The following is a 21,162-nucleotide window of genomic DNA, read 5'->3' as shown; positions in this document are numbered from 1 at the left end:
CGACCTCAGCCCTCGACGACCACGGTTCCGACCATCTGTGGATGCGGAGTGCAGTGATAGGTGAACGTGCCGGCCTCCTCGAAGGTGTAGGAGTAGGTGCCCTCGGTGAGGAGGTCGCTCTGCAGCCGGCCCGCGAGCGCACCGTCGCCGGCGACGTCGTGCGGGATGCCGCCGTCGTCGAAGTGCCACTCGACCGTCTCGCCGACCTCGATCGTGACCTCGGCGGGGGTGTAGGCCATGCCCGTCACGTCGACCACCGCCGCGGGTCCGCTGGACTCGGCGGACCCGTCGGAGGCGTCGCTGTCGCCTCCGCAGGCGGTCAGCGAGACCACCAGCATCGGGACGAGCAGGGCGCTGGCCAGCTTCTTCATCGGGGTTCCTCTCATCGCACGTACCGCAGGTTCGCGGTCATGCCGGCTTCGAAGTGGTAGGCGTTGTGGCAGTGGAACATCCACTCGCCGGGGTTGTCGGCGTCGAACTCGATGGCCAGCTCGGTGCCGGGCAGCACGTTCACGGTGTCGCGGCGCAACCCGTCGTACGCCGGCACGGCGAAGGTGTGGCCGTGCGTGTGCATCGGGTGCCACATCGGCGAGGTGTTCCTCATCGTGATCCGGATCCGTTCGCCCGGCTTCATGAAGAGGCCCCCGGCGTCGCGACCGCCCATGCCCCACGCGTAGCGGTCGCCGGCCTGGATCAGCTCGACCTGGTAGTCCCGGTCCGGCTCCCGAGGCTCGAGACGGACCGCCTCGGCGGGCCGCAGCTCGCTCTCGAGCAGCAACCGGCCCCGGAGCTCGGGGATCCGTCCGGCGACGTCGGGGTCGCGCATCGGGACGGCGTCCGTGGTGCGCAGCACGGTGGAGGCGTAGCCGGCGCGTCCCTCGACCTTCGCGACCACGGGCCAGCTGCCCGAGCGCACCGTGAGCAGCACGTCGACGCGCTGCGCCATCCCGAGGATCACGGCGTCGGCCGTTGCGGGCTCGGTGTCGTAGCCGTCGACGGCCACGACGGTGAGCTCGTGCCCCGCCACCGCGAAGCGGTACGGCGTCTCGGCGGCCGCGTTGACGAGCCGCAGCCGTAGCCGCTGCCCGGCTCTCGCCACCACCGGCTCCGGGTCGTTCGGGGGTCGGCCGTTGATCAGGTTGAGGGGGTAGCCGATGTGCTGGGTCATCCCGCCCAGGGCCGGCGAGCGGCCGTGACCCCCGCCGACCAGCTGCTTGGCCAGCCGCATCTCGGCACCGGTGTGGCTCGGTGTGGGGGCGTCGTCGCCGTGCCCGGAGTGGGCGCCGTGCCCGCCGGCGAGATCGGAGTTGAGGGCCATCAGCACGGCGTCCGGGGTGGTGCCGAGACCGTCGACCCAGTCGTCGAGCACGAGCACAGCGTCAGCGTCCGCCCCGGTCCGGTCGTCGGGGTCCTCGATCACGAGCGCGCCGAAGAGCCCACGGTCGGCCTGGAGCCCGCTGTGCGAGTGGTACCAGTACGTGCCGGGGTCGGGCGCCAGGAACTGGTAGTCGAAGGTCCCGCCACCCGCCGCGATCGGCTCCTGGGTGATGGGCGCTGCGCCGTCCATGTCGTTGCGGATCCGGATGCCGTGCCAGTGCAGCGTGGTCTCGGCGTCCAGGTGGTTGGTGACCGCGACCTTCATCAGGTCGCCCTTGGTGGCGCGCAGCACGGGGGCGACCGCCTTGCCGCCGTACGCCCAGGTGGCGACCCGGCGTCCGCCGAGGTCGACCGTGGTGGCTGCCGCGGCCAGCGTGAACGCGGCACTTCGACCCGACGAGTAGCGCTCCGCCTCCGCCGCGGCCACCTCCGCGTCGCCGGGGAGGATGAAGTCGCGGGCGGGGGTCGCACCACCGTCGGGGGCCGAGGAACCCTGGCTGCACGCCGACAGCCCCAGGGTGCCCAGGCCCACCGCCCCGGCTCCGATGGAGCCGAGGCGGAGGAACCGGCGGCGGTCCAGCACTGCCGAGCCGACCCCGGAGGCGGCGTGGGTCATCCGATCTCCTGCGGGGTGATCATCCGGTCCGGCGATCCGGCGAAGCCCTTGATCTCCTTCGCCGCGACCCGCTTGCCGGTCTTCGCGTCGAAGGTCAGGATCATCGGCTTGGTCTCGCCGTCCTTGTCCTCGGTGCTGGCCCCGTTGACGAGCAGCCGCGAGCCGTCGGTCGAGAAGGCGATCGAGTGGATCTCGGACAGCTTCATCGACCGGCGGGTCAGGGTGGCGACCGGGTCGAGGGTGGTGGCGTCGGACACGATGATCTTGTCGACGTCACCGGCGCGCATCGAGTGCGGGTGGATCTTGCTGTCGGTGTAGGTGATCGCGATCCGGGTGCCGGTGTTGTCGATGGCGTTCTGGTCGAAGCGCCCACTGCGCTGACCGGCGTTCCCGACCGGCTCCACGGGCTCGCTGGGGAGGCCGGCGGAGAAGTCGAACACGAACACGTCACCGTTGGCGCTCACCAGCAGCGCCTTGTCGGCGTCCTCGGCGTAGGTGGCCTTGCGGTTGCTCACGAAGTCCTCGGGGAGCACCGCCGCCCGGGCGACCTCCTCCAGCGAGCCGTCGTCCTGGATCTGCAGGTGGACCAGCTCGCGGCTCTCCTCGCACACGGAGTAGAGGTCGCGGCCGTTGAGCCAGGTGAACGGGCCGCAGCCCACCGTCTGGAGCGCACCGGTCTCCACGTTCTGGTCGAGGTCGTACACGCGGGGCCCGAAGAGGCCGTCGTCCCAGAACACGAAGTACCGCCCGTCGGTCGAGACGGCGCTGGAACCGGGGCGCGAGTGGGCTCGGGTGTAGTCCGGCATCAGGATCTCGTCCGGCTCCAGCAGATCGCCGGCGTACGTCGAGACGGTGAAGTCGGCCGCGCCGCGGGAGCCGCGCGGCCGCCACACCTCGGCGGCCAGCAGGGCCGGGTCGTCCGGGCTCTCGCCGACGAACGGGTGGATCACCGCGTCCCAGATCCCCGGACCGACCACCATGCGCGCGGTCGACTCGCCGGTCGCCGGGTCGACCACGTGCAGGGGCACCTCCAAGCGCCCGTCCCCGTCGAGGATGACGATCTCGTCGGCGCTGATCGGGTCGATCTTCGACACGTGCAGCTTCTCCGGGATCTCGGTGGGCAGCGCGCTGGGGTGCGCGGTGCCGAGGACGACGTCCGGTCCCGGCTCGGTGTACGGCGGGGGCGTGAACTCCACCGCGCCGGGGCCCTCCGGCTCCGGCTCCTCGTCCTCGCCCGCAGCGCCGGTGCAGGCGGAGAGGGCGAGCGCGGCGGGCAGCAGCAGGCAGGTGACGGCCGCACGGGAGAGCCTCATGAGCCGGCCCCCACCTTCGGGCGGGCGCTCGGCCGGACCTGGCAGTCCTCGCCGATGATCGGCGCCATCGTGCAGGTGTAGGCCTGCGACTCGTCCGAGACGCACCAGATGATCTCCTGGTCGAACGAGCCGGCCACCGGGTTGTACATGATCGCCTGCGCCTCGGGGTCGGCGCAGAAGGTGTTGGAACAGCCGGGTGCGCCGCAGCAGTCGTAGTACGCGATGAGGTAGGTCTTCCCGTCCTCGGGGTTGGTGCAGCACCCGACCCAGAACTCGGCCCCCGGCTTGGAGCCCGGCGCGCAGGTCGTCAGACCACCGCCCTGGCACGACGTGCAGGGCGTGCCGTCCATGTTGCACCAGCGCCAGTACTCGCACTCGCCGGCGTTGTCGGTCTTGTCGTAGGTGAGCACCCTGGGCTCGTCCGCGCTGGTGTCCCCACCACCCGGCGAGAGGGCGCCGGCGCGGGTGACCGGCAACGAGCCGATCACGGCGACGCCGGAGAGGCCGAGGCTCCACTTGCCGATCTTGCCCAGCACGGAGCGGCGCGAGGTGCGCTCGGACATCCGCCGACTGGTGCGGCTCATCATGCTGCCGCCCTCGCCGGCCATCCAGTCCGCCTGCGCCTGCACCGTCTCTTCGTCGACCGGGTATCTGTTCTCGCTCATCGGTGTCCTATCTCGTGGGAGTGCGGGGGAGCGCCGTCAGCCGACGCGGGTCAGCTCGATGTCGACCGGGCGCGACGCGGCCCGTGCCCGGGACTGCTCGTGCAGGTGCTGGAGCGAGGGGGTGCCGGTCTCGAGGGCGTTGAGCAGGCTCTCGACCTGGGCCATGTGGTTGCACAGTCCCTTGCCGCGGATCTTCCCGTGCTCGTCGAGGATCACGCCGTACGGCGTGGTGCCCACCTGGTAGGCGATCCCGACGTCGCGGGCGTCGACGTAGCTGAGCTCGTCGGTGATGCCGCTGCCGGCAAGGAAGGCGGCATGCTCCTCGGGCGAGCCGTCGGAGACGAGCACGACCTCGAGGTCCTTCTCCGCCCGGGCCATCGCCTTGATGCCGGGCAGCAGGCCCTTGCAGGTCGAGCACTTCGGCCCGGTGAACATCAGCAGCTGGGGCTTGGTGCGGTGGCCGCCCACGCTGACGTCGCGCCCACGGTGGTCGGTGAGCCCCTGGAACGAGGGGCCGGACTCGGCGACCTTGGGGCCGGAGTCCATCATCCGGGCGCCGAGGGGACCGAGCCGGACCTGGACCCGGCCGATCTCCCGGGCCAGCGCGAGGTTCATCAGGAAGAGGAACGCCACCGCCAGGGTCAGCACGGTGACGGCGGTCAGCAGGAAGGCGGTCATGGGAGTCCTTTCGAAGGGTCAGCGGACGGGTGTGGCGGGCGTGCGCAGCTCGTACGCGGCGCGGGCCAGGTGGTCGTCCACCGGCCGCCGTCCCAGGTGGACGACGGAGCGGAGGGCGCCGACGGCGAAGGCGGCCGCCAGGAGGAGGCCGGCCAGGGCGGTTCCCGCGGCCCGCTCGGCGGGCCCGACGGAGCTGGCGCCGAAGATGACCGGAGCCGCGGCGAGGGCGAGGCTCGCCAGGGCCAGCGCGAGGGCTCTACCGGCGTGCCACCAGCTGATGCGCGGAGAGTGGTCGTGGTCGGTGAACGAGAAGCAGCCGCAGTCGAGGTCGCGTCGTCCGCGGAGCAGGTTGATGGAGAGCCCGGCGCAGAAGACCAGGAACAGGGTGGTCGCGGCGACGGCCGCCCCGGTGGTCAGGAACCCGGTGACCAGCACCGCACCGACCAGGATCTCGGCGTACGGCAGCGCCAGCGCCATGTGCCGCTCCAGCGCGGGCGGCAGCAGCCGGTAGCCCTGCACCACGCGGAGCATCCCGGCTCGGTCGCGCAGCTTGGGCGCACCGGCGACCAGGAGCAGTCCACCGATCACCGACGACGTCACCACCCAGACCATGGGTCCCACCTCCTGCCCGTTCCTCACTGATGTCGGAGCACCAGCGTGGAGAACGATCTGGTCGGCACGATGTCGGCTGAGAAACGATCGTGCGCCTAGCGACTGGGAAGCCCTGGACCGCAATTCCCACTTGGCGTGTCGGCTGCGTTCTCAGGCGTTACACAGGGGAAATCCCGGTGCCCTAGCGTCGAGGACCGTCGGATCCGACGGGGATGGGATGGGACGTGGCGACGGCACTGCGGGATGCGATCGACCGAGCGCGGCGTACCGAACGGACGGGACGGCCGGTGCTCAGCCCGTTGCGCGCGCTGGGTCGCCACCAGCTCTCGCCGATCGACCTGATCGGGCAGTCGCTGTCGACCATCGCGCCCGCCACCGGGATGGTCTACATCGCGCTGTGGATGGTCACCCGCCGTCCGGGAGTCGCCGGTCTGGTGACCATCGCGGCCACCACGGCCGTCGTCGGCCTGGTGGCGTTCTGCATCAGCCAGTTCACCCGCCGGTGCGCGGCAGCCGGCTCGCTCTACAGCTTCGTCTTCCAGGGACTGGGCCCGCGGACCACGCTGACGGCCGGCGCGACCCTGCTGCTCTGCTACCTGGGCATCTCGGTCTCGGTGCTGATCCAGGCGGGCGGGACCCTGCTCGACATCGCCGGGCTGCTCGGGCACGGCGTCGACGGGTACGGCGCGTGGCTGGCGGCAATCGTCCTGGTCGCCGCGGCCGGCATGGTGATCACCGTCCGGGGCGTCCGCTTCGCCACCCGGGCCATCCTCATCACCGAGACCTGCTCGCTGCTGCTCGTGGTCGCGATCATGGTCGGCACCCCGGGCGCCACCGCGAGCGCGAGCGTCTCGGTGCCGGAGGCCCCGCTGAGCCTGATGCCGTTCCTGGCCATGGTCACCGTGCTGTCCATGGCGGGGTTCGAGAGCGCTGCGTTCTTCGGGCCCGAGGCGAAGCGGCCACTGGTGACCGTCACCCGCACGGTGCTCGTGGCACCGGTGATCGTCGGCCTGCTGTTCGTGTTCGCCGCCGGCGCCGCGCTGCTCGGTCGTGGCTCCGTCATCGTCGACGCCTACTTCGGCGGGGTCGACGCCGGCGTCGCGTGGGGCGTGGTGCTGGCGGTCAAGATCGGCATCGCTTGCTCGTGGTTCGCCTGCACCGTCGGGTGCGCCCAGGCCGGCTCGCGGCTGCTGTACTCGATGGGTGTGGAACGGGTCCTGCCCCACGCCCTGTCCCGGGTGCATGTGCGGTTCCGGACGCCGTACGTCGCGGTCGGGGTGTTCACCGTGGTGGGGCTCTGCGGCAGCGCGCTGCACGGCGCGTTCCTCGGCGTCGACTCCGGCACCTTCGACGCCGTCGTGGAGGTCGCTCTGGTGGTGGCCTACACGCTCGTCGCGCTCGCGTCGTGGCGGTTCCTGGCCCGGATCGGCGAGCTGACGATGGCCACCCGGCTGGCCGCGATCACCGTGGCCACGATCGGAGCCGGACTGCTGGTCGCGATCACGGTCGACGCCGTCCTGCACCGACTCTGGGTGGCGCCCGCGACCGTCCTGTTCACCGCCTGTGCCGGCACCGTCTGGTACGCCGTGCTGCACCGGCTGCGGCCCGCCAGCCTGGCCACTCTCGGCGTCTTCGACACCGTGGAGACCACTGACATCCTGCCGGGAGCGGGAGTGCTCGTCCTCGGCGACGACGGCCGGCACCGCATCGTCGCCGACCGTGCCACCCGCTGGCCTCGGGAGTCGGCGTGAGCCCGTCGCGCGACGCGGCGAAGGACGAGACCGGGTTCACCGGTCGTCAGCCCGGTGCGGTGCGCAAGGCGCTGGGCATGCTCGAGGCCGTCGCCCAGCTCGGCCCCGGCACCAGCGCGAAGGAGATCGCGACATTGGCGGGGGTGCCCCCGGCGACGGCGTACCGGATGCTCAACCAGCTCGTCGCCGACGGCTACCTGGTGCGGGTTCCCGACCTGTCCGGGTTCGCCCTCGGGCGCCGGATCACCGAGCTCGTCCAGCCTGCGGGAGGCGGGACCGGCACTGAGCTGCACGACGTGGCCGAGGAGCTGCGGAGCCAGACCCGCTTCGGCATACACGTCGCGTCGTTCGCCCGGGGCCGGCTGCGCCTGGTGGACCAGGACCCGAGCACGAGATTGTCGGCGTCGACCTGCTCGCCCAGGCGCCGCACGCCAACGCCCTGGGCAAGGTGATGCTGGCGCACCACCCGCAGCACCGGCCGGAGTGCGAGCTGCGCCGCCTCACCGAGCACACGATCGTGGACCACGGCCGACTCGAGGAGGAGCTGCGCAGCGTGGTCCGGTCCGGGTACGCCTACGAGCGGCAGGAGACCCGACTGGGACGGGCAGCCCTCGCCGTCCCCATCCGCGACTCGTCCGCCTTCGTGGTGGGCGGCCTCTACCTGCAGGGCTCTGACGAGCGGGTCCGGCCCGAGGACCCCGGCCTGCTCCGCTTCGTCGTCGAGGGGGCCACCCGGCTCACCGGGCGGTTGTAGCTGATTGCTCGCGGGAAGCGAGAGCGCCGTTTCGTCGGCTCGATCGGTGCTTTCACGTCCCGCCACGTGGGCCGGAGATGCAAGAACCGCAGCGACCAGCCGTCGCCAACGGTCGACGCTTCGCCTGTGCGGCTGCCTAGACGCGTGGTGCTCGATGCGATCGCGGGTGCACAGCTATGCCTGCTGCCGTAGAGCTTCTTTCAGATCGTCTCGACTCCGGTAGACGAGCAGCCCCTCGACGCCGCGCAGGAAGGTCTCGCAGACGACCTGGGGGTCGGCGAGGCAGCCGGCGGCCATGGCTCCGTCGCGCAGCATGACGAAGTGGCGGGCGGCAGGCCCCGCGTCAGGCTTGCCGGTCTCGGCGAACAGCTCTTCGACCGTGGCCAGGAACCAGTCGCGGTGCTCGATCACCGCGCGGTGCACCGGGTGGGCGGGGTCCGGGTACTCGGCCGCTGCGTTGAGGAACGCGCAGCCGCGGAAACCCGGCCGCTGGATGTCCTCGGCGATCGCTTCGGCCACGGCTCGGATCACGTCCTCGGTCGGCTCGCCCGAGCCTCGCAAGCCGTCAACACGTGAGCGAAGCATCTCGTCGCTCTGCGTCAGGTAGGCAACGAGGAGGTCGTCCTTGCTGGCGAAGTGCCGATAGAGCGTCGCTCGGGTCACCCCCGCTGTGGCAATGATCCGGTCGATGCCGACGGAGTGCAGCCCCTCGGCGTAGAACAGCCGGCTCGCCGTGCTGAGCAGTCGTGCGCGTGCCTCGGACATCCATTTCCTTCTCGTTGGTAGGGATCCGACGTTAGCAGATAGAACGGTCGGTATTGACATCCAGCGTCGTCGTGCCCCACTCTGAAGGAGACCGATCGGTCTATCCGCCTACTTCACCCCGAGAAAGAGGATCCGATGTCCCAGCTCACCGAGGCCGAGGCAGTCACCGCCCGGCCCGCGCCCGCCACCAGCACCTCGGCGTTGCGCAACCTCTACGCCGCCCGGTTCGTGTTCGCGATCGCCTGGGCAGGCCTGCTCGCCACCAGCGCCTCCGAGCTGAACCCGTTCACCGTCACGCTCCTCGTCCTCTATCCGCTCGTCGACCTCGGCGCCGCCGTCTACGACCTCCGCTCGTCGGGCGCCACGCGACAGCGGGTCCCGCTCCTCGTCAACATGGCCCTGAGCCTGGCCGCCGCCATCGGGCTGGGCGTCGCGATCGATTCTGGGATCCCCGACGTCCTGCGGGTGTGGGGCGCCTGGGCGATTACCGCCGGCGTCGTGCAGCTGGTCGTCGCGGTCCAGCGCCGCGGCCTCAGCGGTCAATGGCCGATGATCCTCAGCGGCGGGATCTCGGTCCTCGCCGGCGGCAGCTTCGTCGCCATGGCCTCGGACGGCAACGCCTCGCTGGCCAGTCTCGCCGGATATGCGACCCTCGGCGGCATCTTCTTCGGGGTCTCCGCGTTCCGGCTGCACCGCAGCAACGTGAGCGTTGAGCGATGACCGCCACGACTCCGGGTTCCGCCACCGGTGCGGCAGGGGCCCCCGAGACGTACGACGTGGTCATCATCGGCGCCGGCCCGGCCGGCGAGAACGTCGCCGACCGGGTGGTGCAAGGCGGCCTGACCGCAGCGATCGTCGAGCGCGAGCTCGTCGGCGGGGAGTGCTCCTACTGGGCCTGCATGCCCACCAAGGCGCTGCTGCGCGACGCCGCCGCCGTCCGAGCCGCCCGAGCGCTCCCGGCCGCCGGTCGGGCCGTCAGTGGCGAGCTGGACGTCGACGCCGTACTGCGTCGCCGCGACCGGTTCGCCTCGGACTGGAACGACGCCGGTCAGGTCGGCTGGCTCGAAGGGGTGGGGATCACGCTGGTCCGCGGCAACGGGCGCATCACCGGCAGCCGAAGCGTCACGGTGACCCACGCCGACGGCACGACCACCGTGCTCGCGGCGCGACAGGCGGTCGTGATCGCCACCGGCACCTCGGCCCAGGTGCCCCCGATACCGGGTCTGGCCGAGGTGAAGCCGTGGACCAGCCGGGACGCCGCTGCCGTCCGGACGGTCCCGGAGCGGCTGGCGATCATCGGGGGTGGTGTCGTCGGCTCAGAGATGGCCACCGCGTTCAGCGCGCTCGGCTCTCGGGTGACGGTGATATCCCGGACCCGGATGCTCCCGGGCGTCGAGACGTTCGCCGGCGAGCACGTGGCGACAGCTCTCGAGGCCGCTGGAGTCACCCTTCACCTGGAGGCCGAGGCCACCGCGGCCCGTCGTGACGCCGAGGGCGCTGTGCACCTCACCATGGGCGACGGTGGGGTCGTCACGGCCGACGAGGTCCTGGTCGCGACCGGACGCACGCCCAACACCAAGGACCTCGGCCTCGACCACCTCGGCCTTGCCGCGGGCGGCTGGCTCGCCGTCGACGAGTCCCTCGCTGTGGTCGACGAGGCTGGAATGCCGGTCGACGGCGGATGGCTGTACGCCGCGGGCGACGTCAACGCGCGGGTGCTGCTGACCCACCACGGCAAGTACCAGGCGCGTGCCCTGGGCGACGCCATCGCCGCACGGGCGCGCGGCGACCGTCCCGACCTGAGCGCCTGGGGACGGCACGCGGTCACCGCGGACGAACGTGCTGTCACGCAGGTGGTCTTCACCGATCCCGAGGTCGCGGCCGTCGGCTTGTCCGCCGAGACCGCGGCAGCCGCCGGCATCGAGGTACGGGTCGCCGACTACGACCTGGGGGCCGTCGCCGGCGCCTCGCTGCACGCAGACAGCTACCGCGGCCAGGCCCGGATGGTCATCGACGCCGAGCGAAACGTCCTGGTCGGCTTCACCGCGGTAGGCCCCGACGTCGCCGCGCTGCTGCACGCGGCCACGATCGCCGTCACCGCCGAGATCCCGCTCGAGCGGCTGTGGCACGCCGTACCGGCGTACCCGACCATCAGCGAGATCTGGCTCCGCCTGCTCGAGACCGACGGTCGCGACCACTGATGCCCCACCCCACTCCGCGCTGAACGCTGCTCGCCCGCGGTGGGCGGGCGATGAGGGCGGGGTTCGCAGCGAGCCGGCGGCGGCGTACCGCTTCGTTCATCGCGGATCGCAGCACGCGGTGCACAGCGCGGATGGTGTGCGATCACCGGGACCAGACCGCCGGCGCGCGAAGAGAACTTGGGCCGGTTCTTGAGACGGAGAAGGGCCGCTCCCCGGATGGAGAGCGACCCTGGATGAAACGTTTGAGCAGGTCATGCGGTCTTGATCTGTGCGCCTGTAGGGATTCGAACCCCAAACCTTCTGATCCGTAGGCCTGCTTTTCGAAACTTTGCGTTCGGCGTCGTCCTTGCAGGTCAGCCCCGCTTTGCGAGCCGGGATGCCGCATCTCTGGCTTCGTTGATTCCCGTCGTCTATCGTCATTTGCGGTGAGTAGGTGATGGATCTGCCCCGCCCGCGCGCGTAGCTACCCAAAGAACCCAAAGAGCGCCACGCGCCGGAACGGCGAGCAAGGAGAGTCGCTCTTTCTGGCTTGCGTCCCACACGAGCAGTTCGACGGCGCCGTGTATGCAACTTCCAACACGACCCTGTATCTACAGTCGCTGCCCGGGTGTCTGCCGATCTGGGTCTGACCGGCGATCGTTCCAAGGGCCCTCGACGGGGCACTCGTGGAGCCCCTGGATTGCCTGCATCGGCGTCGCTGGGCACGCAACACCGGGGCGTTGGCGGAAGTTAGAGAGATCGCTCAATAGGTCGTCGCAGTTGGCACGCGCTTTCCACGGCGTGGCCGAGGGAAGGCGGTGAGCCGACACCAAGGGGACGGCCATAGCGATCATTGGCAGCAGCCAGGTTCATTGCTTCGGTCATCAGGTGAGTCCGCCAACCTACTGCTACAGCCGTTCGACCGCGTCCATCACGGCCCGCGCTCCGAAGCTTCGGTTGTATGTGCGACCGGTCAACTCGTGGAGCACTCCGATCTCGCACAGTCGGTCGATCGCGGACTTCGCCGTGGGCGCGCTGACGCCATACTTCCGTTGCACGAACGGCGAGGTGATGACGGGCCAGTCCACCAAGTCCTCCACGATACTGACGACTGTTCCAGTCCAGTGTCGTTCCGAGAGAGTCTGACGTGTCTCGACGAGCCAACCCATCAGAGTCTCGACAACAGCCACATGCGCCCGCGCCTGTTCACACAGAGCCTGGCAAAAGAATGTCACCCAAGGGTCCCAATCGCCCGTTCGACTCACGTCGAGTAGGTGGGCTTGATACTGGTCGCGCCGCTTTCGCAGCCAGGGGGAGATGGTGATGGCAGGCTCAGAGATGGTCCCGGCACGAAGCAACTGCAACACGATCACGAGTCGCCCAAGGCGACCGTTGCCGTCACCAAACGGGTGGAGGGATTCGAACTGGTAGTGCGCCAGTGCAGCACGTAGGGCAGGCGGAAGGGGCAAGTCCTGCTCTAGCCACTGCTCCCATTGGTCAAGACCCGCTTGCAATCGGTCGTCGGGCGGTGGCGGGATGTATCTAGCCTCGTAGACAGTCCCGTGCTTAGGCCCAATCACAACCTGGTGTTGGCGCACTTGGCCGGGATCGCGCTGGGGCTCCTTGGATTCGGCAGCCAAGATGCCCTGCAAGTCAGCCAGCAGGCTCACTGTAATCGGTCGCTCGCGGACCCAGTCGAAAGCCAAGTAGGCGGCGCGCTCGTAGGCACGAATCTCCGCGATTTCTGCAGATCGTGGACGCGTATCGGACAGGCGCGCCTCCAATACGTCCGCCACGGCCCCGTAGGTACCTTCGAGGGCTGACGTATCGACTGCTTCCTTCACCAGCGCTGGAGCGATGAGGAGGCCGGGGTTCGGCAACGGAGCACAGGCCTGATGCAGCCGCCCCAGTGCTTCCGACGCCTCAGCCACCTTCGTCCATGTTGCGGACGACAGCACAATCTCGCTGGGTAGGGGGTCGGGGAGGAACGCAAAATAGGAGAACTCCTTGCCTTGCTCGTCATGCCCGTTGATCGGCACCAGCCGGCCTACTGGGCTTGATCGAAGCGCATCCACGTCCACTCGTTAAGAGTATCGCAGGTTGACCTAACTTACACTCTTGTCATCTTCGGACGGGCCTTACATCGACCCAAGAGTTAGAAGGTCCTACGTCCCAAGTCCTAAGGATCGCGTACCGACGTTAGGTCGCACCAACTATCGAGATGCACTCGTAAGGAGTTACGCGCTCTAGCCCTAAGGAGCACAGTACGAGTGACACAGACGGGCCGGTGGGCGCCGCCGCTTCGGTAGGCATCCTCTGATGACCCAGGTTGTGGCCGCTACCCAGTCACCGCAGTCCGGCAGTCCGGCAGACCGGGGCTTGCGTGCGCAAGTCCTGGGCTCTGCTGCGCTGGGCAACGCCAGCAGGGCAAGATGCATCCCATGTCCGTGACGATCCATGAAGTCCTTGGGGAGCTCCGGGCCTCTGCCCTCGATCAGCGTGACAAGGGGGACAAGTTCGAGCGATTGGTGCAGTCGTTCCTACGCACGGACCCCGAGTGGACGGCGAAGTTCGAGGACGTCTGGACGTGGACGGACTGGCCGTTGCGCGGTAACCGACCTGACACGGGCATCGACCTGGTCGCTAAGGTGCGCGAGTCCGACACCTACGCCGCGATCCAGTGCAAGTTCTACGGCGCGGGCGGCACGGTCGCGAAGGGCGACATCGACTCCTTCCTATCAGCATCGTCGAAGGCGGAGTTCAGTGCCCGCTACATCTTCGACACCGCTAAGGGGTGGTCGAAGAACGCTGACGACACACTCGAGGGCCAACTGGTTCCGGTGCAGCGAGTAGGCATGGGCTACTTCGAGGACGCCGGCATCGACTGGTCGGACTACTCGTGGTCCACCCCCGACGTGCTACCGACGACCGGGCCGAAGAAGCTCCGTCCGCACCAGAACGCAGCACTCGAGGACGTGCGCGCCGGTCTCGCCGACACCGACCGCGGCAAACTGATCATGGCGTGTGGCACCGGCAAGACCTTCACCTCGTTGCGGATCGCGGAGGACCTCGTCGGCGAGGGCGGCAGCGTGCTGTTTCTGGTCCCGTCCATCCAGCTGATGTCGCAGTCGCTGCGGGAGTGGATGGTCAACCGCGAGGTGGAGATTCGCCCGTTTGCGGTCTGCTCCGATGTCCGGGTAGGCCGCAAGAACTCCGACGACACGGACCTGTCCACGGTGGACCTCACGGAGCCGGCGACCACCGACGCCGCGACTCTCGCGGCCCGCATAGCGACCGGAAAGTACGCCTCCCCTCGGATGACGGTTGTCTTCGCGACCTACCAGTCCATCGATGTGGTCGTGAACGCGCAGAAGCTCGGCGTGGGTGCGTTCGACCTGGTGATCTGCGACGAGGCGCACCGCACGACCGGCGTGACGCTCGCGGGACAGGACGAGTCGCACTTCGTGAAGGTCCACGACGGCGAATACCTCAAGGCCGACCGGCGCCTGTATATGACGGCCACCCCACGGGTGTTCGGTGACGACGTCCGCCGCAAGGCCACCGACGCCGAAGCCGTGCTGGCGGACATGGGCAACGCCGACATCTACGGCCGGGAGCTGCACCGCCTCGGGTTCGGCGACGCGGTCGAGGCCGATCTGCTCACCGACTATAAGGTGCTCGTACTGTCTGTGGACGAGACCTACGTGGCCGAGAACTTCCAGTCCGCGATGGCCCAGTCGGGTGAGATCGCTCTCGGCGACGCCGCCAAGCTAATCGGATGTTGGAACGGACTGCGCAAGAACTTCGGCACCGACGACCTTGACGGCGACGACGGTCAGCCGATGCGCCGCGCGGTGGCGTTCGCGAAGGACATCAAGGCTTCCAAGCAGGCGTCCGAGTCGTTCCCGGTCATGGTGGACCGCGCCCGGCAGGACGAGGACGACGCGCACGGCGAACTGCGGGTGGAGGCCGCCCACGTGGACGGGACCATGGGCATCCACGAACGCAACACTCACCTCGCCTGGCTCAAGGCCAAAACACCGGACGACACCTGCCGGGTCCTGACCAACGCCCGCTGCCTCTCAGAGGGCGTGGACGTCCCCGCCTTGGATGCCGTGCTGTTCCTGACCCCGCGCGGCTCCCAGGTAGACGTGGTGCAGTCCGTGGGCCGGGTAATGCGCAAGGCGCCCGGCAAGCAGTTGGGCTACATCGTGCTGCCAATCGTGGTCCCCTCCGGACTGTCGCCCGAGGACGCGCTGCGGGACAACGACCGCTACAAGGTCGTGTGGCAGGTGCTGCAGGCACTGCGCTCACACGACGAGCGGTTCCACGCGATGATCAACCAGATCGAGCTCAATAGGCGCAAGCCCGACCGGCTCCGGATCATCGACGTCACCCCCGGCCGCGACAAGCCGGACTCAGACGACGGGCCCGAGTCCGAGCAGCTGGCCCTGGACTACCGGTTCGACGGCTTCCGCGACGCGATGTACGCCAAGATTGTGCAGAAGGTCGGCGAGCGGAAGTACTGGGAGACCTGGGCCAAGGACGTCGCGGACATCGCGCACGCCCACATCATCCGCATCAACGGACTCCTGTCCGATCCGGACTCGGCCCCGGCCAAGGAGTTCGAGGCGTTCCTCGCCGGCCTGCGCGGCAACCTCAACGAGTCGATTACCCGCGCCGAGGCGATCGAGATGCTCGCTCAGCACCTCATCACTGCACCCGTCTTCGAGGCGCTCTTCGACGGCTACGACTTCAGAGCCCACAATCCCGTCGCCCACACCATGGAACTGATGCTCGCCTCGCTCGAGGGGCACAACCTCACCTCCGAGCAGGCGTCGCTCGACTCCTTCTATGCGTCTGTTCGCCGCCGTGTTGAGGGCGTCCAGGACGCGGAGGGCAAGCAGCGAATCATCGTGGAGCTCTACGACAAGTTCTTCGCCACCGCGTTCAAGCGCACCGTCGACCGCCTCGGGATCGTCTACACCCCGGTCGAGATCGTGGACTTCATCCTTCGCTCCGCTGACGAAGTGTTGCGCGCCGAGTTCGGACAGGGCCTCACCGACGAGGGCGTGCACGTCCTCGACGGGTTCACCGGCACCGGCACCTTCATCACCCGCCTACTCGCGTCCGGCCTGATCGAGCCGCACGACCTGGCTCGCAAGTACGCCTCGGAACTGCACGCGAATGAGATGCTGCTCCTGGCCTACTACATCGCGGCCGTCAACATCGAGACCACGTACGCCGCCCTCGCTAACGACGACGGCGCCGCACCGGGCGTCTATGAACCTTTCCCGGGGCTCGTGCTTACGGACACCTTCCAGTCCTACGAGGACGGCGACCGCGACGACCTGGACATCTTTCCCGAGAACAACGAACGCATAACCCGCCAGCGCGCACTCCCGATCACAGTAATCGTCGGCAACCCTCCCTACTCCGTCGGCCAGGACAGCGCGAACGACGACAACGCGAACGCCTCCTACCCGACCATCGACGCCGCCATCCGCGAGACGTACGCCGCCCGATCGAGCGCCAACATGCTCTACAAGCTTTATGACTCCTACATCCGCGCTATCAAGTGGGCCTCCCTGCGGATTAAGGACCGCGGGGTGATCGCGTTCGTCACCAACGGCGGCTGGCTTGACGCCAACACGGCCGACGGTATGCGGCTCGCTCTCGCCGATGAGTTCTCGACCATCCACGTGTTCAACCTGCGTGGCAACCAGCGCACCGCTGGTGAGCAGAGCCGCCGGGAGGGAGGCAAGGTCTTTGGTGGCGGGTCTAGGGCCACGGTGGCGATCACCGTCCTAGTCAAGAATCCGCACAGCCACGGCCCCGCCATCGTGCGTTACATCGACATTGGCGACTCCCTCACCCGCGACGAGAAGCTAGCCAAAGTCGCCGACGCTCACGGGATACTGAGTCTCGAAGCCGTTAGCATCACACCCAACGAGCACGGTGACTGGCTTCAGCAGCGTGGAGCCGACTTCGAGTCCTATCTCGCTCTCAGTGGCGGCGTGTTCCGCGAAAGCACACTCGGGGTCGGGACTAACCGAGATGCATGGGTGTACGCGAGCTCACGTGACGCTCTGCGGAGCAGAGTTGCACGGCACATCGACTACTACGAAGAGACGCGACGCTCTAAGTCATGGGACGCAGCCGTCGATTTGGCTCGTGGAAGTTGGGGGGGGCGATATCCGCAAGCACATGGAACGAGGAAGACAGCTCGAATGGGCGAGCTCCTCAGTCCGTCTGGCTCAGTACCGGCCTTTCGCTCGCCAATACCTTTACCTCGACCACGTGCTGAACAACCGAGTGGCGTCCGTGCCTGCTCTGTTCCCCACGCACAAGCACCGCAACGTCGGGTTCTATAGCGTGGGCGCGAGTTCCGCACACCCATTCAGTGTTCTGATGCTCGACGTCATTCCGGACCTGCACGTGACTGGGGCGGGCTCCGGGGGTCGCTTCTTCCCCCGCTGGAGCTGGGAACCGCTCGCCCAGGAAGGCACCCTTGACCTGGGCTCGAAGGACGGCGAGGTGATCGACGGCTATCGCCGTATCGACAACATCGACGATGCCGCCCTCATGAAATGGCGTACAGCGTATGGGGCCGAGTGGACGAAGGATGACGTGTTCTTCTACGTCTACGGCCTGCTGCACTCCGCCGACTATCGCGAGCGATACGCCGCGGACCTGAAGAAGATGTTGCCCCGCGTGCCGCTGGTTTCTACGGCCTCAGATGCGCGCGCGTTCGCCGACGCGGGCCGGGCGCTGAGCGAGTTGCACATCGGCTACGAGTCGGTGGCGCCGTACCCATTGGTCGTCTCGACCGGCCAGGCGCACGTCCCGCTGGCGGACGTCGAGCCGGCCGGCGACCCGTTCGCATACTTCGCCGTAGGCACCAAGAAGATGCGGTTCGGTGACAAGGGCAAGGACAGGACGGTCCTGCACTACAACGACCGACTGACCGTGGGTGCGATTCCCGCAGAGGCGTATCGCTACCAGCTCGGTTCCCGGTCGGCACTCGAGTGGATCATCGACCGCTACGTGATCAAGACCGACAAAGCATCTGGCATCCTCAACGACCCTAATGACTGGTCCCGCGAGATCGGCGACCCCCGCTACATCCTCGACTTGCTCGCGCGTGTGGTCCAAGTGTCTGTGCTGACGATGAGGATCGTGGACGACTTGCCCAAACTCACGATCGGCGAGGCTTAGTGAAGTACCGAGTCCAGCAGACCCAGTTCGCTGCCGGGCATGGAGGCTTCCACGTGGGTCGGATTGCAGTCGAGGGAACGCCCGCGTTTGCTTGGTCCTACGACAGCGGTACCTATCGGGCACGCCGTCTCATCGATGAGGAGATCGGCGAAGCTGCTACACGGCTCGCGACTATCAGCGTGCCACCCAGGCTGGACGTGCACTACATCAGCCACTTCCACGAGGATCACGTCAAAGGGCTCCCAACCCTGGCGAACGTGTTCGAGGTGCGTCGGATCGTGGCACCCCTCCTCGAACCTTGGGAGCGCCTAGCGCAACTGGTCACGCATCCGAGCCCGAGCTACTTCGCCGTGAGCCTCGCCGCAGATCCGGCTACGGTATTGAGCGGGTTGGCTGGCACCGTCATTCTGGTGGAGCCGGGCGGGGACCCGCTCGTTCCCCCACCAGAGGCGCCGGTCGAAACGGTGGACGACCTCCCCGGCATTGCGCCGGAGTTCGGCGCGGGCGTGCACGAGAAGTCTGGAGCAGACGCCACCGTCAAACTGCTCTCCGGAGGAAGGCCCATCTGGATCCTCGCCCCCTACGTTCCTGCCGTCCTGCGGGATGAACGACCGAGGTTCGTCACCGAGCTGGCGAAGCTCTGGCAGGTCAGCGAAGACGCTGTGGAGAAGCGGTTGGCGGATCCGCAGGAGTTCACGTCCCTTGTAGGCACGCGCAAGCAGCGAACAGATATTCGGCAGGCCTATCTCGCTGCTCTTCGTGCCGCTGGCCTGCCCTCTGACCAGAACTGGACATCACTGCTGCTCTACAGCGGGCCGTACGGGTCACAGCGAAGGTGGCGCTCGCGGTGGTGGCACGATCTTTGGGACGACAGCACCCTGGCCGATCTTCGCGAAGGCTCTCCTTGGGGCTCACATGCTGATTGGCTACACACTGGCGACGCCTGCCTCGGGCAATCGAGCATCCGAGACGAAGTAACTGCTCATTACGGGTCCTGGCTGGGCTCTCTCGGCACTCTTCAGGCCCCGCACCACGGCTCAGGAGGGAACTGGTCGCCCGACCTTCGACGATGGCTTGGAGCTGGCGCAAACGTCGTGGTCCCAGGGGTTCCGGGCTTCAAAGGATGGCCTCTCCCGGCCCTGAGCTTGCAGCGGGATGTCGCAGCGTCGGGTTGGTCGCTGGTGCAGGTGACTGACGAGCCTGGATCAAGGTTTAGCGACACCTGGACCCTCAGCACTGGCTAGAGCTCGCGACCACCTCGACTGATCCTTGCGGCGGGAGCACCGCACGGACGCTGGATGCGTGCCACATCCGCCCGCCCTGCCCCGTTGCGACCCTGTCGTCGTTCAGGCCTCGGGCAATCTGGCGAAGCGATCTGCCCTTCGCTCGTTCTAGGCGTATCCGCTGCCTGACCGGGGCTGGCAGAGTGGACGGGCGGCCCAGCCGCGTTCCGGAGGCACGCTTGGCGGCGAGAGCGTCCTTGGTGCGCTGGCTGATGATGCGGCGCTCCCACTGCGCAGCCGACGCCATGACGGAAGCAAGGAACTCGCCCGCCGGCGTTGAGAGGTCGATCCCGAGGTCGAGCGCGACGAGGTTCCAACCGCGGTCTTGTGCCCGCTTCATGAGCGAGGCGAAGTCCAGCAGGGAGCGCGACAACCGATCGAGTTTGGCGACCATGAGGGTGCCGGCGGCGCCTGACTCAACCGTTGCCAGCGCGTCCGCAAGCGCCGGGCGCCCGATGATGCTCTTCCCCGACACCCCAGCGTCTGTGAAGGTATCTAGGAGGACCCATCCTCGATGCTCCACTGCGGCGTCGATCGCCGCCCGCTGGGCTTCGATTCCGGCGCCGGATGCGGCTTGCTCATCGGTGGACACGCGGAGGTAGGCGACGACGACGGCCGGGTCCCCGGCCTGCTTCTTCTTGCGACTCATGGCTGAAGGTGTACGGCAACCGGTCGTTTGCTGTACAGGAATCTGGACCTCGCCCCCAGGAGGTCACGCCTCCAGGTGTTCAGCAGACCATCCCTTCTCCCAGAAGACGCTCATGAATCGCTCCCCTGCGCTCCTTCCACAACTGCCCGGAGAGCGCTCACTCGACTGATACCAGCCACGGTAGGTCCGCGTGTCATAGGGACACCATGCCGCAGACCACTGGCAGGCCCCCCGTAGCCGCGCGGTGATGATGCGGAGTCAAGCCCGTTCAGGCGGCTTCCGCGGCCCCGGGGACCAGAAGGCCGTGGTTGAAGTCGAGCCGCATGGGAGGTCGGGGCTCGGTGTTTAGAAGATCCACCGGCGCGACTCCGAGCTTATTGGCCAGTGCTCGGTACTTCTTCAAGGTGCCAGCACTGCACTCTGGCGGCTCGTTGAGGGCGTCGAGCATCAGTTGCCCTAGCGGGGCAGTGATCTTGATGCCGTGCCTCCTTGCTTGGGCCACGGCCTCCTTGATTTTCCACTCCCCGCCAGCGACTACAGCGTCGAACCGGCAGCGGTCTTGGAAGTAGTTGTGCGCGATATCCGGAAGCGGGGCGACACAGACGTCGTGCAGTGTCTTGATCCCATGGCCTTCCGCGGCCTTCGAGCGAAGTTGGAGCTCGAAGCGCACCACGCCACGCTCGGCACGAGCAAGATCGCGCAGGTCGTCAGCCGTACGTTGACCCTGCGCCGTAGAGACACCCGCGGCGTACATGGCAGCCCGGTCGTACAGCCGGCCCACGTGTCGATCGGTGTAACGGATCACGGTCTCCACGCCGACTCCGGTGTTGGAGTAGTAGGCCACCGTCCGCATCCGCTTTCCAGGTCGTTCGGCAAGACGAGCCAGGTGGCCGGGTGCATCCGCCACCTGGCTGAAGTCCCGCGCAAGGTCGATTCGCGCGACCGTCAGCTCCTCGATCGGGCACAGCCAAGGCGCAAGTCGATTCACGTGGTCGTAGGCGTCTTGAACCGCCCCAATGACCTCGGCAGGCGCCGCAGGCTGGAAGTTGTTGCCCCGCAGCACTGTGGGGAGCGAGAGTTCCATGGTGACCTCAGGCGTGCCGGTCCGCCAAAACTCGATCTGGACGGGCGACCCGTTTCCGACCAACAGTTCACTCGTCACAGAGTCCTCTACCTCGCCAGTCGCTTGATTCAGGCGACGGCGGATTCTCTGGGCCTCGGGGCCTTGGGTGTCCGGCGCGACGCGTCCTCTCAACCTGATGGTGTCAACCCCGAATCGCCCAAGGTCGTGACCTTCTTGC

General features: G+C 68.0%; 17 protein-coding genes and 1 pseudogene. 8 read left to right on the top strand and 10 right to left on the bottom strand.

The window, feature by feature from the left end; genetic code table 11:
- Window positions 1–5: 5 nt before the first annotated feature.
- Genes C0R66_RS16930 through C0R66_RS16905 form a run of 6 tightly spaced genes read right to left on the bottom strand, consistent with a single transcriptional unit; the run spans window position 6 to window position 5,261 of the window.
- On the bottom strand, window positions 6–371 hold the full coding sequence (locus C0R66_RS16930; protein WP_101525682.1) for a cupredoxin domain-containing protein: 366 nt from the start codon (window positions 369–371) through the stop codon (window positions 6–8).
- Between the two features lie 11 nt (window positions 372–382).
- Entirely contained in the window at window positions 383–1,993 is a 1,611-nt protein-coding gene (locus C0R66_RS16925) for a multicopper oxidase family protein (RefSeq protein WP_101525681.1), read from the bottom strand.
- Window positions 1,990–3,306, bottom strand: a complete 1,317-nt coding sequence (locus C0R66_RS16920; protein ID WP_101525680.1) for a lactonase family protein — start codon at window positions 3,304–3,306, stop codon at window positions 1,990–1,992. Before C0R66_RS16920 ends, C0R66_RS16925 begins: the two co-directional genes overlap by 4 nt.
- Window positions 3,303–3,971, bottom strand: coding sequence for a methylamine dehydrogenase light chain (locus tag C0R66_RS16915; RefSeq protein WP_101525679.1), 669 nt, complete (start codon window positions 3,969–3,971; stop codon window positions 3,303–3,305). Before C0R66_RS16915 ends, C0R66_RS16920 begins: the two co-directional genes overlap by 4 nt.
- A 36-nt stretch (window positions 3,972–4,007) precedes the next feature.
- Window positions 4,008–4,649: a redoxin domain-containing protein gene (locus tag C0R66_RS16910; protein WP_101525678.1), complete on the bottom strand. Its 642-nt coding sequence runs from the start codon at window positions 4,647–4,649 to the stop codon at window positions 4,008–4,010.
- 18 nt (window positions 4,650–4,667) lie between these two features.
- Window positions 4,668–5,261: a MauE/DoxX family redox-associated membrane protein gene (locus tag C0R66_RS16905; RefSeq protein ID WP_101525677.1), complete on the bottom strand. Its 594-nt coding sequence runs from the start codon at window positions 5,259–5,261 to the stop codon at window positions 4,668–4,670.
- 224 nt (window positions 5,262–5,485) lie between these two features.
- Here C0R66_RS16905 and C0R66_RS16900 point away from each other — a divergent pair, with 224 nt between their 5' ends.
- Genes C0R66_RS16900 through C0R66_RS19115 form a run of 3 tightly spaced genes read left to right on the top strand, consistent with a single transcriptional unit; the run spans window position 5,486 to window position 7,766 of the window.
- Window positions 5,486–7,012: an APC family permease gene (locus C0R66_RS16900; protein ID WP_199286728.1), complete on the top strand. Its 1,527-nt coding sequence runs from the start codon at window positions 5,486–5,488 to the stop codon at window positions 7,010–7,012.
- Entirely contained in the window at window positions 7,009–7,464 is a 456-nt protein-coding gene (locus tag C0R66_RS19120) for a helix-turn-helix domain-containing protein (protein WP_199286727.1), read from the top strand. The genes C0R66_RS16900 and C0R66_RS19120 overlap by 4 nt, the downstream gene beginning before the upstream one ends.
- Entirely contained in the window at window positions 7,464–7,766 is a 303-nt protein-coding gene (locus C0R66_RS19115; protein ID WP_199286726.1) for an IclR family transcriptional regulator domain-containing protein, read from the top strand. Before C0R66_RS19120 ends, C0R66_RS19115 begins: the two co-directional genes overlap by 1 nt.
- Before the next feature lie 174 nt (window positions 7,767–7,940).
- Here C0R66_RS19115 and C0R66_RS16890 read toward each other — a convergent pair whose 3' ends face one another.
- Window positions 7,941–8,531 (bottom strand): TetR/AcrR family transcriptional regulator, encoded by a 591-nt coding sequence (locus tag C0R66_RS16890; RefSeq protein ID WP_101525676.1) that lies wholly within the window; start codon window positions 8,529–8,531, stop codon window positions 7,941–7,943.
- A gap of 135 nt (window positions 8,532–8,666) precedes the next feature.
- On the opposite strand from C0R66_RS16890, the gene C0R66_RS16885 reads away from it, so the two are divergent.
- Window positions 8,667–9,251, top strand: a complete 585-nt coding sequence (locus tag C0R66_RS16885) for a hypothetical protein (RefSeq protein WP_101525675.1) — start codon at window positions 8,667–8,669, stop codon at window positions 9,249–9,251.
- Window positions 9,248–10,732 (top strand): dihydrolipoyl dehydrogenase family protein, encoded by a 1,485-nt coding sequence (locus tag C0R66_RS16880; protein ID WP_101525674.1) that lies wholly within the window; start codon window positions 9,248–9,250, stop codon window positions 10,730–10,732. Before C0R66_RS16885 ends, C0R66_RS16880 begins: the two co-directional genes overlap by 4 nt.
- Window positions 10,733–11,619: 887 nt before the next feature.
- On the opposite strand, the gene C0R66_RS16875 is transcribed toward C0R66_RS16880, so the two are convergent.
- Complete coding sequence (locus C0R66_RS16875; RefSeq protein WP_101525673.1) at window positions 11,620–12,792, bottom strand: Fic family protein; 1,173 nt, start codon at window positions 12,790–12,792, stop codon at window positions 11,620–11,622.
- Window positions 12,793–13,143: 351 nt separating this feature from the next.
- On the opposite strand from C0R66_RS16875, the pseudogene C0R66_RS16870 reads away from it, so the two are divergent.
- From C0R66_RS16870 to C0R66_RS18770, 3 genes and pseudogenes are all read left to right on the top strand, one after another.
- Window positions 13,144–16,800, top strand: a pseudogene (locus tag C0R66_RS16870) (DEAD/DEAH box helicase); the annotation flags it as partial.
- Window positions 16,769–17,929, top strand: a complete 1,161-nt coding sequence (locus C0R66_RS20020; protein WP_338418203.1) for a type ISP restriction/modification enzyme — start codon at window positions 16,769–16,771, stop codon at window positions 17,927–17,929. The pseudogene C0R66_RS16870 and the gene C0R66_RS20020, both read left to right, overlap by 32 nt.
- A 53-nt stretch (window positions 17,930–17,982) precedes the next feature.
- Window positions 17,983–19,173 carry an MBL fold metallo-hydrolase gene (locus C0R66_RS18770; protein ID WP_158648092.1) on the top strand — a complete coding sequence of 397 codons (1,191 nt, stop codon included), beginning with the start codon at window positions 17,983–17,985 and terminating at the stop codon, window positions 19,171–19,173.
- Here C0R66_RS18770 and C0R66_RS16865 read toward each other — a convergent pair.
- Both C0R66_RS16865 and C0R66_RS16860 read right to left on the bottom strand, forming a co-directional pair.
- Complete coding sequence (locus C0R66_RS16865; protein WP_101525672.1) at window positions 19,160–19,861, bottom strand: recombinase family protein; 702 nt, start codon at window positions 19,859–19,861, stop codon at window positions 19,160–19,162. The genes C0R66_RS18770 and C0R66_RS16865 overlap by 14 nt on opposite strands.
- Before the next feature lie 268 nt (window positions 19,862–20,129).
- The gene (locus C0R66_RS16860) at window positions 20,130–21,023 is read right to left on the bottom strand and encodes a hypothetical protein (RefSeq protein WP_101525671.1); all 894 of its coding nucleotides are present in this window, start codon (window positions 21,021–21,023) and stop codon (window positions 20,130–20,132) included.
- Between the last annotated feature and the right edge of the window lie 139 nt (window positions 21,024–21,162).

This window comes from Nocardioides houyundeii, assembly GCF_002865585.1.
Taxonomy (GTDB): Bacteria; Actinomycetota; Actinomycetes; order Propionibacteriales; family Nocardioidaceae; genus Nocardioides; species Nocardioides houyundeii.
Note: the sequence above shows the minus strand (reverse complement) of the source record. Positions and strands in the feature narration are given on the sequence as shown.

Bases quoted from the DNA above. Each gene is read 5' to 3' on its own strand.
- C0R66_RS16920 (WP_101525680.1), bottom strand. From the start codon at position 3,306: ATGAGGCTCTCCCGTGCGGCCGTCACCTGCCTGCTGCTGCCCGCCGCG.
- C0R66_RS16910 (WP_101525678.1), bottom strand. From the start codon at position 4,649: ATGACCGCCTTCCTGCTGACCGCCGTCACCGTGCTGACCCTGGCGGTG.
- C0R66_RS16925 (WP_101525681.1), bottom strand. From the start codon at position 1,993: ATGACCCACGCCGCCTCCGGGGTCGGCTCGGCAGTGCTGGACCGCCGC.
- C0R66_RS19115 (WP_199286726.1), top strand. From the start codon at position 7,464: ATGCTGGCGCACCACCCGCAGCACCGGCCGGAGTGCGAGCTGCGCCGC.
- C0R66_RS16915 (WP_101525679.1), bottom strand. From the start codon at position 3,971: ATGAGCGAGAACAGATACCCGGTCGACGAAGAGACGGTGCAGGCGCAG.
- C0R66_RS16905 (WP_101525677.1), bottom strand. From the start codon at position 5,261: ATGGTCTGGGTGGTGACGTCGTCGGTGATCGGTGGACTGCTCCTGGTC.
- C0R66_RS16865 (WP_101525672.1), bottom strand. From the start codon at position 19,861: ATGAGTCGCAAGAAGAAGCAGGCCGGGGACCCGGCCGTCGTCGTCGCC.
- C0R66_RS16930 (WP_101525682.1), bottom strand. From the start codon at position 371: ATGAAGAAGCTGGCCAGCGCCCTGCTCGTCCCGATGCTGGTGGTCTCG.
- C0R66_RS16890 (WP_101525676.1), bottom strand. From the start codon at position 8,531: ATGTCCGAGGCACGCGCACGACTGCTCAGCACGGCGAGCCGGCTGTTC.
- C0R66_RS16885 (WP_101525675.1), top strand. From the start codon at position 8,667: ATGTCCCAGCTCACCGAGGCCGAGGCAGTCACCGCCCGGCCCGCGCCC.
- C0R66_RS20020 (WP_338418203.1), top strand. From the start codon at position 16,769: ATGCATGGGTGTACGCGAGCTCACGTGACGCTCTGCGGAGCAGAGTTG.
- C0R66_RS16880 (WP_101525674.1), top strand. From the start codon at position 9,248: ATGACCGCCACGACTCCGGGTTCCGCCACCGGTGCGGCAGGGGCCCCC.